12 protein-coding genes and 1 tRNA gene are annotated in these 13,149 nt (G+C 42.2%); 4 read left to right on the top strand and 9 right to left on the bottom strand.

What is annotated here, in order from left to right; genetic code table 11:
• Positions 1–212 precede the first annotated feature (212 nt).
• Positions 213–683, bottom strand: a complete 471-nt coding sequence (locus ACTNB3_RS17070; protein ID WP_441027120.1) for an Lrp/AsnC family transcriptional regulator — start codon at positions 681–683, stop codon at positions 213–215.
• Positions 684–945: 262 nt separating this feature from the next.
• Positions 946–1,016: transfer RNA gene (locus ACTNB3_RS17065), tRNA-Trp, on the bottom strand.
• A 187-nt stretch (positions 1,017–1,203) separates the two neighbouring features.
• Between ACTNB3_RS17065 and ACTNB3_RS17060 the strand changes: the two genes are divergently transcribed.
• The 3 genes from ACTNB3_RS17060 to ACTNB3_RS17050 all read left to right on the top strand — a co-directional run bounded on the left by ACTNB3_RS17060 (position 1,204) and on the right by ACTNB3_RS17050 (position 3,433).
• Positions 1,204–1,482 (top strand): autorepressor SdpR family transcription factor, encoded by a 279-nt coding sequence (locus tag ACTNB3_RS17060; RefSeq protein WP_427807432.1) that lies wholly within the window; start codon positions 1,204–1,206, stop codon positions 1,480–1,482.
• Positions 1,469–2,095, top strand: coding sequence for an SdpI family protein (locus tag ACTNB3_RS17055; RefSeq protein ID WP_441027118.1), 627 nt, complete (start codon positions 1,469–1,471; stop codon positions 2,093–2,095). The genes ACTNB3_RS17060 and ACTNB3_RS17055 overlap by 14 nt, the downstream gene beginning before the upstream one ends.
• Before the next feature lie 99 nt (positions 2,096–2,194).
• Complete coding sequence (locus ACTNB3_RS17050) at positions 2,195–3,433, top strand: amidohydrolase family protein (protein ID WP_441027116.1); 1,239 nt, start codon at positions 2,195–2,197, stop codon at positions 3,431–3,433.
• A 92-nt stretch (positions 3,434–3,525) separates the two neighbouring features.
• Here the strand turns inward: ACTNB3_RS17050 and ACTNB3_RS17045 are convergent, their stop codons facing one another.
• Together ACTNB3_RS17045 and mgrA are read right to left on the bottom strand one after the other, a co-directional pair.
• Positions 3,526–4,785 (bottom strand): Glu/Leu/Phe/Val family dehydrogenase, encoded by a 1,260-nt coding sequence (locus ACTNB3_RS17045; RefSeq protein WP_441027114.1) that lies wholly within the window; start codon positions 4,783–4,785, stop codon positions 3,526–3,528.
• A gap of 172 nt (positions 4,786–4,957) precedes the next feature.
• Positions 4,958–5,956 carry an L-glyceraldehyde 3-phosphate reductase gene (mgrA, locus tag ACTNB3_RS17040; RefSeq protein WP_427807438.1) on the bottom strand — a complete coding sequence of 333 codons (999 nt, stop codon included), beginning with the start codon at positions 5,954–5,956 and terminating at the stop codon, positions 4,958–4,960.
• 159 nt (positions 5,957–6,115) lie between these two features.
• Here mgrA and pdaA point away from each other — a divergent pair, with 159 nt between their 5' ends.
• Complete coding sequence (gene pdaA / locus ACTNB3_RS17035) at positions 6,116–6,937, top strand: delta-lactam-biosynthetic de-N-acetylase (RefSeq protein WP_441027112.1); 822 nt, start codon at positions 6,116–6,118, stop codon at positions 6,935–6,937.
• Positions 6,938–7,045: 108 nt separating this feature from the next.
• Here the strand turns inward: pdaA and ACTNB3_RS17030 are convergent, their stop codons facing one another.
• The 5 genes from ACTNB3_RS17030 to ACTNB3_RS17010 all read right to left on the bottom strand — a co-directional run bounded on the left by ACTNB3_RS17030 (position 7,046) and on the right by ACTNB3_RS17010 (position 12,699).
• On the bottom strand, positions 7,046–8,413 hold the full coding sequence (locus tag ACTNB3_RS17030; RefSeq protein WP_427820881.1) for a sodium-dependent transporter: 1,368 nt from the start codon (positions 8,411–8,413) through the stop codon (positions 7,046–7,048).
• A gap of 169 nt (positions 8,414–8,582) precedes the next feature.
• A complete protein-coding gene (grdF, locus tag ACTNB3_RS17025; RefSeq protein WP_427820880.1) occupies positions 8,583–9,899 on the bottom strand; it encodes a sarcosine reductase complex component B subunit beta in 1,317 nt (438 codons plus the stop codon).
• Positions 9,900–9,918: 19 nt separating this feature from the next.
• Complete coding sequence (gene grdG / locus ACTNB3_RS17020; protein ID WP_427820879.1) at positions 9,919–11,205, bottom strand: sarcosine reductase complex component B subunit alpha; 1,287 nt, start codon at positions 11,203–11,205, stop codon at positions 9,919–9,921.
• 278 nt (positions 11,206–11,483) lie between these two features.
• The gene (locus tag ACTNB3_RS17015) at positions 11,484–12,194 is read right to left on the bottom strand and encodes a TetR/AcrR family transcriptional regulator (protein WP_427820878.1); all 711 of its coding nucleotides are present in this window, start codon (positions 12,192–12,194) and stop codon (positions 11,484–11,486) included.
• 115 nt (positions 12,195–12,309) lie between these two features.
• Positions 12,310–12,699, bottom strand: coding sequence for a GrdX family protein (locus ACTNB3_RS17010; RefSeq protein ID WP_427820883.1), 390 nt, complete (start codon positions 12,697–12,699; stop codon positions 12,310–12,312).
• Between the last annotated feature and the right edge of the window lie 450 nt (positions 12,700–13,149).

Genomic DNA, 13,149 nt, shown 5'->3' with positions numbered 1-13,149 from the left:
GTTCCTTTGCAACTGGCATAAAAATACTCCTTTTCGATAAAAATTGTCATATCTGAATTCTTACCAAAAAGGAGCCATTTTTTTCAAAAACACAAAATATTTTACACTACCCTCTCATCCCCTGTCAGATAAAGCACTAAATATGTTGCGGTTCAGCGTATTTAGTGCTTTTTTGATACAATGATTATTTTACTTTCTCTTACAAAAAAAGATCATTCACGTACTATCTCATTCGGGTTTGCCGGAATTCCTCTATGTTCCACAGAAGTTGAAAAAACTATAAGGGTTTTAGTTCTTCCAAAGCGTTGCAATTCACCGATAAACTTATCAAGCTCCACGGTGCTTGGAAATAATACTTCCAGCACCATAGAATACTCTCCGGTTACACAGTTGCATTCAACGACATTTAAGCATTCTTTGATATATGGATAAAATACACTTTTCTCTTCCGGAGGAACCTCAAGATTAATCAAAGCTTTGATATGGTAACCCAATGCAATAGGATTTACCTGTGCCTGATCCCCTGTGATATAACCTTCTTTTTCCATTTTTTCGATTCTTGCCGACACTGCAGGTACAGATAAATAAACATTTTCCGCAATCTCATTAAGTGGAAGCTTGGCATTTTGTTGTAAGATATTTAAAATTGTGTGATCAACAGAATCTAATTCATGATTTTTCATAAGTTTTTGCCTCCAGTCGATTTTAAGTTCTGTAGTGTCTAATCCTTGTTATATCTTGGGAAAAGAAAAAAGATGTACTGCTTTTATAGCAAAGTACATCTTTGTGCAAATATTCGTTAATATTCTGTATGATAACATCCATCAATTATTCTGTCAATAAAGTATTTCCTTCATACTCTTTTTCACGAACACAATTTTTTTATCTAACAAACAAAAAAGCACTTAAATGTTACAAGTTCAACATTATCAGTGCTTTATCTGACAGGGGATGAGAGAATCGAACTCCCGCTAAGAGTTTTGGAGACTCCTGTCATACCATTTGACCAATCCCCTATATTCAATTATTTACCTCAAAAAAGGCTACTTGATATTTATATCATGAACAGACACTTTTGTCAATAATAATTTCCAAATTACCTATTTAGATTTTTATCTAAATAGATGTTGATTTTATGGTTTCTTCATGATATATTCTATTTAGAAATATTTCTAAATGCTTATACCAATTGGAGGTGATCATTTGGCGTTCGCAGATACGTTTAAAGCATTGTCTGATCCGGTCCGCCGGGAGATCCTCGTCCTGCTTAAGGACGGCAAAAAGTCCGCCGGCGAGATTGCGGAAAATTTTGATATGACCAATGCTACAATTTCCTATCACTTATCACAACTCAAAAAAGCCGGACTGGTTTTCGAGTCCCGCTACAAGAATTACATTTATTATGAAATCAATGTATCCGTATTTGAAGAAATGATGCTTTGGTTTTCACAATTTGGAGGTGTTTCTGATGAAAAAAAATAAGACTCTGATCCTTACTACACTGCTCTGTCTGCTGCCCATGATTTTCTCCGCTGCAGTTTACACCCGTCTGCCGGAACAGATGGCGATACACTGGGGACCAAATAATGAGCCGAACGGATATGCACCGCGACTTATTGGTGCTTTCGGTCTTCCACTCCTGATGGCTGTTCTCAATATTGTTGTCCATGTAGGCCTGGATCATGACCCACGAAACAACAATTCCGCTCCCGCGATCAAATTACTTGGAAAATGGTGTATTCCTGTGCTTTCTTTAATCATGGTACCGGCATCCCTCCTTATCAATATGGGGCATGAGCTTCCCATCGATAAGATTGCCATGATTATGGTCGGAATTATCTTCACTATTTGCGGCAACTACCTTCCAAAATGCCGCCAGAATTACACCATAGGAATCAAGATTCCATGGACTCTCGCCAGCGAGGAAAACTGGAATAAGACACACCATCTCGCAGGATATCTCTGGATCATCGGAGGAATTCTTATGATATTCTTCGGACTTTTCGGATTTCCGATTCTCACCGTATTGCTCCTGATTCCTCTGGCAGTGGTTCCTATGATCTTTTCTTTTGTTCTTTACAAAAAAGGCGATTAATCTGCAAGAAGAAATACAAGATGAAATCCATCTGGATATCTTACCCGGCAGATGTTATACTTGAGTCATGAAACTAAAAATAAAGGCAGGAATAAAATCATGATTATTTGCGCAAAACATCTCATTACCGGCGATGGCAAGACGGTACTGGAAGATAAAGCCGTTGCTGTTGAAAATGGAACGATCCGAAAAATCGGGCCGAAAGAAGCACTCATCGCGGAATTTCCGGAAAAAGAAGTGAAGGACTATGGCGATGCCACCCTTTTACCGGGGCTTTGCGATATGCACGTGCATCTCGGCTACTGGTTCTCACAGCCGGACAGCTTCAATTACAATGACCAACTGATTACGTTATTCGCTCTGCAGCACGCACAGGCCGCATTTGAGCGCGGTATCACCAGCGTGCGTGATATGACTTCCGCGCGGAAGCTCTGTGCAACCCTGAATCTCGCGGCAGAGAAAGGATTTATCACGATTCCAAGAATCACACATGTCGACAACGGCATGTGTATGACAGGCGGGCATGGCTGGAATGATGACATTGCCCAGGTAGACGGACCATGGGAGATCCGAAAGGAGATCCGCCGTCAGGTTCGTGACGGAGCCCAGTGGATCAAGATTCTTACCACACACCGCAGCAGCATTCCCGAGTATACCCAGGAAGAGTTAAATGCTGCTGCCGACGAATGTCACAGAAGAGGGATCAAATGTGGAATCCACGCCGGAACACAGCCGGGCATTCAGATGAGCATCGACGCCGGCTTTGATACCATTGAACACGGAACCTTTTTAACCTATGAGCAGGTACAGCAAATGGCAGAGAAGGGAATCGCCTGGACTCCAACCATCATGGCCTATACTTATTTATATGAAATCACGAAAAAGAATCTGGAAGAAAATGCAGGCAAACCCGTAAATGATCCGGTCATGCAAAAAGAAATGGCAAACTGGGAATATTTTGAACCTGCCTACAAAGCTTACAGGGATAATTTCAAAAAATTCTATGATACCGGTGTCACGGTTCTTGCCGGAACCGACATGGTCGTTTACGGCTCACCACTACTGCCTCTTCCAAGAGAACTTCAGTATATGGTGGAATACGGAATCACTCCGTTACAGGCCATTCAGACTGCAACTTCGAATCCCGCCAAAGTACTCGGCTTTGAAAACCAGCGCGGCCTCATCAAAGAAGGACTTGACGCAGACCTTCTGGTCGTAAGTGGAGATGCAAGCAAAGATATCACCTGTCTGAACGATGTGAAGTTCGTCACCCTGGGCGGTAAACGTGTTTTTGAAAATGGAATCCGTTATGTAGGGACTGCCAATACATTTATGTAATTTCATTTTTACTGGTAAATAAAGAAAGAATGGCGGTGTAATTGAGGATATTTACACCGCCATTCTCCTCTCGTTTTTCTTTTCCCTTCATTTTACGGAAAAATCCCTTTCATTTTTTCCGCAAACACCAGCTTTCTCAATGCCACAATATAAGCCGCCATTCTGAAATTGCAATGACATTCTTCTGTAACATTCAAAAGTTCTTGAAAAGATTTTGACATCAGTTTTTCAAGCATTTCATTTACCTGATCTCGTTCCCATGTCAGTTCCTGAATATTCTGAACCCATTCAAAATAAGAGACAATGACTCCTCCGCTGTTTGCAAAGATGTCCGGAATCAAGGTGATTCCCCGTTTTTCCAACACATCATCTGCCCCTTCTGTTGTCGGGCCATTTGCCGCCTCCACAATACAGCCACACTGCAATTTCCCAGCATTTGCTTCTGTAATCTGATTTTCCAGCGCAGCCGGTACCAAAACATCGCATTTACATGTCAGCACCTCTTCATTTGTAATATGTGTAACTCCAGGTGCACCGTAGTCCTTCAGTAATTTCCCACCCTGATTCAAATAGAGTGAAATCGCATCAATGTCCAATCCCTCCTCACAGTAAAGTCCGCCTGATACATCACTGATGGCAATGACTTTTGCTTTCCTGTGATAGAAGATTCTTGCTGCATTGGCACCGACATTTCCCATTCCCTGTATTGCCACAGTCGTTCCTTCCAATGTCTTTCCTTCCAGAGCAAGCAGCAGTTTCGCACTGATAACAACTCCTCTTCCTGTTGCTGAATTTCTTCCTCTTGATCCTCCAAGTTCAACCGGCTTTCCGGTTACAACTCCCGGGCACGGATGTCCTTTTAACTGACTGTATGTGTCCAGAACCCATGCCATGGTCTGTGGATTGGTATTCACATCAGGAGCCGGAATATCTGTATCCGCGCCAATAATTGGTGCTATTGCAAATGTATATCGCCTGGTAAGTCTTCGCAATTCTCTCTCCGATAAAGTTCCCGGATCAACCTGAATGCCGCCCTTCGCCCCACCGTATGGAATATCTGCCACTGCACACTTCAGGGTCATCCACGTTGCAAGTGCCTTCACCTCGTTCAAATCACAGGTCTGGTGATATCGAATGCCTCCTTTGAACGGTCCGCGTATATTGGAATGCTGAACTCGATATCCTTCAAATACTCTAACACTCCCATCATCCATCTCAATCGGAAGATATACTTTGGTTTCCCGCTGTGGATTTTTCAGAATCTCAAACATAGACTGGTCAATATGACCAATTTCCATTGCTTTTGTCATAGTATGAATTACGTTTGTATATGGGTCATAAGCCTGTGCCATTTTATTCTCTCCTTAGCTGCTGATTGGTTGTGCGCATCAACTGAATGCAATGGTAGAACGAAACCCTCCAGAAGTCAATACGCCTTGGCTAAGACAAGAATATTTCTTTTTTTCTGTTTATACACTTAAATTTCGAAAGACAACCCGGCTTATACTTAAAAGAATAAAGTATTTAACTTCTCAGACTGATTCTGTCGATCTCAGCCAGTTCATTTTCCGTAAATCCCGTCTGATTGATTATTCCTACATTCTCTTCAATCTGCTCCGGACTCGATGCACCGATCAGCACACTCGTCACGTCCTCATCCTTCAGTACCCAGCTCAGTGCCATCTGCGCGAGAGTCTGTCCTCTTCCGGCAGCGATCTCATTCAGCGCCCTGATCTGTTCCAGTCGCTCCGGTGTGAGTGCCGCCTCTGTCAGAAACCGTCCGTCAGCGCGTATACGGCTGTTTTCCGGAATACCGTTCAGATAACGGTCTGTCAGAAGTCCCTGGGCAAGCGGGCTGAATGCAATAATACCTTTCCGCATTCTTTTCGCCGTTTTCTTCAGGCCATTTAATTCAATCGTACGGTCAAAAATAGAATAGCGGTTCTGATTGATCACAAACGGGCACTTAAGCTCCTCCAGAATTTCCACCGCTCTCGCCATCGTCGGTCCGTCATAATTCGAAATCCCTGCATAGAGTGCCTTACCGCTTTTAACGATCGTATTCAACGCTTCCATCGTCTCTTCCAACGGTGTTTTCGGATCCATCCTGTGATGATAAAAAATGTCTACATACTCCAGTCCCATGCGTCTGAGGCTTTGATCTACACTTGCAATCAGGTACTTACGGCTTCCCCCGTCGCCATAAGGCCCTTCCCACATCTTATATCCCGCTTTGGTACTGATGATAAGTTCATCCCGGTATGGATACAAGTCTTCATGCAGGATCTTCCCGAAATTATATTCAGCACTTCCAATCTCAGGCCCATAATTATTTGCCAAATCAAAATGCGTGATGCCAAGATCAAATGCCTTGAAACACATCGCTTTCATATTGTCCATGCTGGCATTGCTTCCAAAATTGTGCCATAAGCCAAGAGAAACCATCGGAAGCATCAAGCCACTCTTTCCGCACCTGTTGTATTTCATAATCTGATATCGTTCTTCATTTGCCATATATGCCATACTCATTCCTCCTTCAATCCGTTTCTGTAAATTCAGTCAGCATATAAAATGCACAAACAACGTTATCATATCGCTTTTTCTTCCGAAAGTCCAGCTTTGACGCTTCTTTTCGCAAATACTTTCACATATATTTTCTTAAAAATATACTTTGGAGTTATTATGCTTTCCAAATCACTTATAAAGCGTTCTCTCCTTGTCTGCTCTATTCTTTGCCTTTCTTTCCTCACAGGCATCGGAGCCGCCAGACTGAAAGAGCTATATTTTCCCGAAACTGTCACCACCTCTTCCGAAGGAAACTGGGGACTGAGTTTTCAGGAAGAAGGAGAACCGCCCGTAGCCAATGCTACATATGACGAACTTGCCGTTTACGACGCATATTACGCTGAAAATACGGACGAAAAAGTCATATACCTTACCTTCGATGCCGGTTATGAAAATGGAAACACCGCGCCGATTCTCGATGCACTCAAAAAGCACCAGGTCCCCGCTACTTTCTTCGTTGTCGGTACTTATCTGGAAAATAATAAGGATTTGATTCTTCGAATGACAGAAGAAGGGCACACCGTTGGAAATCATACATATCATCATAAAGATATGTCCCAGATTTCCTCAAAAGAAGCCTTTGCCGAAGAAGTGCAATCCGTAGAAGAATTGTATAAAGAAATCACAGGCGAAGAAATGACCAAATACTACAGACCCCCACAGGGGAAATACAGCGAGAGCAATCTTCAGATGGCCAAAGATATGGGCTACAAAACATTTTTCTGGAGTCTCGCCTACGTAGACTGGTATGAAAATCAACAACCGTCAAAAGAAAACGCTTTCGACAAGCTCCTTTCCCGCATTCATCCGGGTGCAATCGTGCTCCTGCACAGCACTTCTTCCACCAATGCCCAGATTCTCGATGAACTCCTGACAAAATGGGAAGAAATGGGATACTCCTTCAAATCACTGGAAGATTTGATATCTTCTTCAGCTTAAAAGGCAATAATACAGTATGAACAGAAAACTGCCAAAAGGGACGCGGCACATAGAATGCCTCGTCCCTTTTGGTGAGTTACCAGAGGGCTATATGATTAATTATGTCAATTATCCAAGGAAGCCAAATACGTTCAAAAGAACGATAACCATAAACAACGGAATAACTACTACTGTGAGAGCCTTATCAAATTTACTTAACTTGTGGTCGGTGTTCTTATATAATTCTTTCTCATACCCTTCAAATCCCCAGATTTTCGCAACGAAAATACAGGTAAGTAAGCAGCCAAGAGGAAGTAATAAGTAACCGGTGAAGCAGTCAAGCCAGTCATACAGACCGTACATCTCAATACCCTGGAAGCTCGGCCACGGAAGCTTGAAGTTAGAAAGTGGACCAAATCCAAGAGATACAAAAATGTTACCAATAAGTACGATGATTGCAAATACGATGATACCTTTCTTACGTCCCATTTTCAATTTTTCTTCGAATGTTCTGATAGAAATCTCAAAGAATGTGAACAAAGAAGAAAGTACTGCAAATGCTACGCCAATAAAGAAAGCTGAACCGATCAGTCTTCCGCCCGGAAGCTTACCGTAGATACCTGCCATAACGTCGAACAGCAGAGCCGGTCCCTTAGAAACTTCCATTCCTCCTGCAAATGCAGTAGGAATAACTACAAAACCGGCAAGGATCGCTGCCATTGTATCACAAACGCTGACCAAAATAGCATCGCTCTTCAGATTATTGGAATCCGGAATGTTTGCACCTAAAGTCGTAAAGATACCCCAGCCAATACCAACTGAGAACAGTACCTGAGTCGCCGCATCAGCAAATACCTTAAAGTTGAAATTCTTGAAATCCGGGAGCAGATAGTACTTAAGTCCTTCTACTGCACCTGGTGTAACCGCACATGCATAAACGGCACAGAAAATCAGAATTACAAACAGTGCAGGCATAATGACTTTCGTAACTTTTTCAACAATTTCCGTAATACCAAACAGTAACAAAAAGCAAGTAAAAGCGAGCAGAATTGTTGACCAGATCAAAGGTTCAACCGGTTCACTGATAAAGCCATTAAAGAAAGAACTTGTGTCTTCACCGAAATCACCGCTGAAAATAAACTGTGCCGCGTATTTCAGTACCCAGCCGCCTACTACTACGTAGAACATATTGATACCGATCGTACAGATATTTGCGATCCAGCCTACAAATCCCCATTTTTTATTAATCTTCTCGTATACAGTAACCGTGTCGGATTTTCCGAAACGACCGATTGCCGTTTCCATCTCTACCATCGGATGTGCCATCAGGATGATGATAATAATATATGTAATCAGGAAAATACCGCCGCCGCCTCTGTAAGCCAGATATGGGAATTTCCAAATGTTACCGAGTCCAATGGCCGCCCCCGCCGCAACCATGATATATCCGAACCTTGAATTCCATTGTGCAGGCTGTCCGTTATTATTATTGCTCATAAAACACTCTCCTTCCATGAGAAATTATTATTCTCATTTTGTGTCAGATATGTTATGATATATCTGTTGGGCTTTGTTACCGGCAAAGCCCAATAATTGTAAATTACTTAACACCTTTAGGCGCAGCCCGTTCCGGGCTACGTCTAAAGGCACACAATATTCTATTGTATTAAATGTCTTTTTCAAAAACAGTCTGATCCGTAACCGGAGTCTGAAGCGCTTTCAGTGCTCTTCTAACCAATCTTTCACGAATCTTCTTAGAATCACCTTCACCCTGTGTAGGATCTCCTAACGGATATGGAATACCTACGCCCGGGATAATTCTGTTCGCACCGATTGTCTTGGAAATCGGAACTACTGTAGCCATATGAACGACCGGAATACCGTATTTTTCAATACCTTTAACCATCGTTGCACCGCAACGTGTACAGGTACCTCATGTGCTGACGAGGATAACACCGTCAACATGATCCTCGATAAATTTCTGTCCGATCGCATCACCAAATTTTGCAGCAGATCCTGTCGCTGTACCGGTACCGGTTGTGGTACAGAAGTAATTCAACAGTTCTCCGAATTCTCCTGCTTTTTCCAGTTCGCGCATAACATCAAGCGGAACTACCAGGTTCGGATTCGCCATAACGAACTGTCTGTCGTATCCTCCGTGGATAGTTGTGAAATCATCCGGTGACATGCTGTCCATACCTTCAATTGAATAAGTGCCGAACTTGGTTGCATTGGAGGATTCGATATGATCCGGGTTGCCCTGTGGAACGATACCACCGGAAGTAACCAGAGCGATTTTAGCATGTTTTATATCTTTGATCGGTTCTGCAGGCGGTACACGGTCAAATTTCGGCATCGGAAGATCTGTTTCAAACGGCTCTCCTGCCATCTTCTTGATCAGCATATTCATACCACGTGTAGCTCCTCTTTCCTCCGCAAAGTAGTTTACACGGATTCCTCTCTCCAGATATCCTTCAATCTTCGGTCCAAGGATCTCCTCACCTGTCGCCATCTTCTGAATCAGATTGACAAACTTCGGAACTGCTTTTCTCATCGTAGCTGCTGAGTTACCCGTCTCAACAAGGATCACGTCCTTCTTGAACATATCAGCCCCCGGGTTTTCAATATACATACCGGAAAGTACCGGAATACCAAGTCTTTCTTCAATTGCCTTACAAATTGTTCCACAAGCAACTCCATAACGCCCGGCGTTGAATGCCGGTCCTGCTACAAATACGTCCGGTTCATATTTCTTAACCATCTCTACGATCGTATCAGTTGCCGCATCAAGATTTTCTCCAAAGTAGTTGTCACCACAGATAACGGTTGCAACGATTTCATAATCTTCTCCAAGACCTGATGCAAGTGCCTGTCCGGGTCCAATGATCTCTTCTCTTACTTCTGGCTGATAATCTGCTTTATCTTCTCCACCAATTCCGGCAAAGAACTGGTTGAGGTAATGAACTATTCTATATTTTGCCATAACTGCTGATCCCCCTTTCTTAGTATCCTCTTGCTGCCAGCTTGTTAAAGCCGTTTGCAATCGTAGATGCAATGATGATCTGAATCTCTGCTTCGAATGAACCGTCTTCGTTAATACACCCAGCCCATCCGCCAATCTGGCTCTCGATATACTCCTGAGTGCCAATTACCTTGTCCATTGCCGGGAACTGAAGAGTCATATTTCCCTGTCCGCAAGATGCAAGTGCCGTAGCTTCATCACATGTGTCGGCAAGTGACTGAGATTTACCATCTTTTCCTGGGAATTCGTCTGTAATCAAAACAACTTTTGTACCCTTACGTTCTACCTTGCGGCAGTTCATCATAAGGTCTGTATCCGGGTTACCATATCCTTCTTCCGTGATCAGAACACCGTCGAGTCCCATCCACTCGCAAAGCTTGGCTACCATATCGGAATGTCTTTCCTTATCTGCAAGGAAAACGTTCTCATTTGTCAGGATAACGCCCATGAAGTTGATATCCTTTCCATGGTGCTTGTAACATTCGTCGATAACCGGATTGTGTAAATGATGATAGGTTGTAACCTTGTCACATGGAGCAACGCAGTTACCGGAAACGATTGCTCCGTCCATGATCTCTGTCGGATACATAAATGTTGGAACAAACTGTTTCGCATCTACGCCATAATAGTAGGTATCATGAAGCAGTCCCTGTGACTGAAGCATATGAATATAACCTACCTTCGGCAGATCCGGATACTCGGCAGCCTGTTCGAAAATCGGCTTGGTTTCGTAAGTTTCCAGCGTGTCTGGTTCAACATTTCTTCCAGCTTCTCCGAGATAGGTAGCAACCTTAAGTCCTGCCATACGTCCTGCCTTTTCATAAACGTGTGTCTCAAGCCCTTCTTTCGGTTCAATTACTACACAGAGATTAACAGTTTTAGAGAACGGGCAGTAATCAGCTGCAACGCCACTCATATCGATAACACCTTCCTGGAATCCAACGATTCTTCCGACAGTTACAACGCAACATCCGTCCAGTGCATGTGTTCTTCCTTCTCCAACAGGCGGTGTAACTTTTCCGATAACCCCCGGAAACATCTCTCCGCCGCTGACCTTCACACGCGGCTCAATAACGTCCTTAACCGGAGTGATTCTCGTTGAATCTCCTGGCCTTGCGATATCCAAGTGGCATCCTATCAATTTGTCGTCTTCAAGAACCAATGATTCTACTTCTTCTTTGTTTACATAGAGTACATGATCCTCAATGTAGGTTCTGTCAGCAAATTGGATATCATTAATCTCAATTTTACCAAGTTCCAATTTCATATTAGGTCCCTCCTTTAAAATTTGTAATCGCGATAACTTAAGGGTAAAAAAAAAGTGTTCCGTACCTTATTACCGCTTACCTTATGCCCACATTATACAACTTATCGCGATAACATTCAAGCTTTTTTATAGATATTATTGATATATTTATATTTTCTATGAATAATCGCTCACAATTCTGCACATACTAAGCATTTTAATTTGCATCCCAATAGTGCATTTTTTCCATATAACGCAAAAGACACAGCCTACGTAATAACGCTGTGTCTTCCTATAATTTATATGTTCTTTTTCGTTGAATAATATCCGTTATACCCTTTTAGATCTTTAGCCAATTTCATGACAATCATATCTACATCGGAAATAAATTCCCGCACTCTTCCCTCGATCTGCTCTTCTCGAATACCATCATCAAGAATCGTTTTCAAATATCCCTTATAGGTCATACAGACCACACGATTCAACTGAATTGCTTCATAATAATTAATCGCATTTGCGCGTATGCATCTTCTGCACATCCGGAAATCTCTTCCTACAAAACTAGGAGCATACAGCATCTCTGCAAAAATATGATTTGCATCCTCGATATCCTCAGGGAACATTTCGTAATACTCTTTAAATACCTTCTGCAGTTTCATGTTAGAATACTTAAAAAACAGCAAATCATATGCCTCAGGTTTTTTAAATGCTTCTCTTGCATAGCAATCCCATACCCCCACATAAATATCCCATACATTTTTCCATCTTTTTTCACTTGCATTTAATCTCTTAATATAACCTTGCAATTCCCTCAACTCAGCATAAAATAATAATTCAGTCAGATTGCCGAAATACCGGTACATGCTTGCTGAGGAGCATCCCATTTCCTTAGCGATTCTTCGGATAGATACTGCCGCAATTCCTTCATTTTGTATAATCTCGTATGCCTTTTCAATGTAGTCTCGCTTAGATAATCCTTTAAAATAATTACTCTTCGTCTGTTGCTCCATGTTACGCAGACTCTACCTTTCTTATTCTATTGTAAATCTCTCACAAAGCAGATCCTCTTATTCTGCCCGCACTACTTACTTTTGAGCACAGCCATACTTACAGCCGTGTTTTCAATTACGAAATTCTGGGGATTATATTCTCGATCACAGACAGATCAATTGTCTTAAAATCATTTGCCACTTTTTCTGCGTAATTCTTCGGTGTCGGTGCAATTTCCTGCCATTGTCTGTATGTTTCGATACACTTCTCGATCAGCATGATATCCTTCATGTTATCTTCTTCTCCCTTCGGATAAACAACAACAGAACGATACGGCGTCTGATTCGGTTTCAGGCTGGAAGCCTGTGGATGCGTCAACAGAATATGACGATTGTAAACCATATCCCGTGTTTTAATCAACACATCTTCATAACTATCTAAAAGAATCACCTGCATTTCTTTTTTATACTTCTCATAAACCCTATCATTATTCGTAATAATAATAGCCTTATCCGGATTCCACATGGTCATCCCTGCCTCTCATTTTTATTCTAAATTATTATAATATCTTATATCTACGCGACTTTATTAATTATAAATTCCGCAACAAAAAAAGTCAATTTATTACCAAATTCCTATATGGAAAAAAACTGCAAACCTTGTCACCAAAGTCTGCAGCTATCTCTTTTTATGTACCTTCAAAACCACATACAAAGTTTTATCTCTCCATCCATTTCTTTCCTATCCTACCATTTCAAACTTACTTTCCGCGGAAACCATTCGAGAACTTCGTTCTCTCATTGTCCATTTAGTAACAAATGGACACGCATTCCTGTAAGATCCGCTCCGGATGCAAGCATCCTCCCCGTCTCTTCCACTCATGCTTTTCCGCTTCTTGCCTGTTTGCTCAGGTTATGCCCTCGACCGATTAGTAACAGTCAGCTCCATGCATTACTGCACTTCCACCTCTGCCCT

It is taken from the genome of Bariatricus sp. HCP28S3_D3, assembly GCF_052065755.1.
Lineage (GTDB): Bacteria > Bacillota > Clostridia > Lachnospirales > Lachnospiraceae > Allocoprococcus.
This window is presented reverse-complemented; position numbering and strand designations above follow the sequence as displayed.

Coding starts and splice junctions, on each gene's coding strand:
- ACTNB3_RS17050 (WP_441027116.1), top strand. CDS start 2,195: ATGATTATTTGCGCAAAACATCTCATTACCGGCGATGGCAAGACGGTA.
- ACTNB3_RS17015 (WP_427820878.1), bottom strand. CDS start 12,194: ATGGAGCAACAGACGAAGAGTAATTATTTTAAAGGATTATCTAAGCGA.
- grdG (WP_427820879.1), bottom strand. CDS start 11,205: ATGAAATTGGAACTTGGTAAAATTGAGATTAATGATATCCAATTTGCT.
- pdaA (WP_441027112.1), top strand. CDS start 6,116: ATGCTTTCCAAATCACTTATAAAGCGTTCTCTCCTTGTCTGCTCTATT.
- ACTNB3_RS17070 (WP_441027120.1), bottom strand. CDS start 683: ATGAAAAATCATGAATTAGATTCTGTTGATCACACAATTTTAAATATC.
- mgrA (WP_427807438.1), bottom strand. CDS start 5,956: ATGGCATATATGGCAAATGAAGAACGATATCAGATTATGAAATACAAC.
- ACTNB3_RS17055 (WP_441027118.1), top strand. CDS start 1,469: ATGAAAAAAAATAAGACTCTGATCCTTACTACACTGCTCTGTCTGCTG.
- ACTNB3_RS17010 (WP_427820883.1), bottom strand. CDS start 12,699: ATGTGGAATCCGGATAAGGCTATTATTATTACGAATAATGATAGGGTT.
- ACTNB3_RS17045 (WP_441027114.1), bottom strand. CDS start 4,785: ATGGCACAGGCTTATGACCCATATACAAACGTAATTCATACTATGACA.
- ACTNB3_RS17030 (WP_427820881.1), bottom strand. CDS start 8,413: ATGAGCAATAATAATAACGGACAGCCTGCACAATGGAATTCAAGGTTC.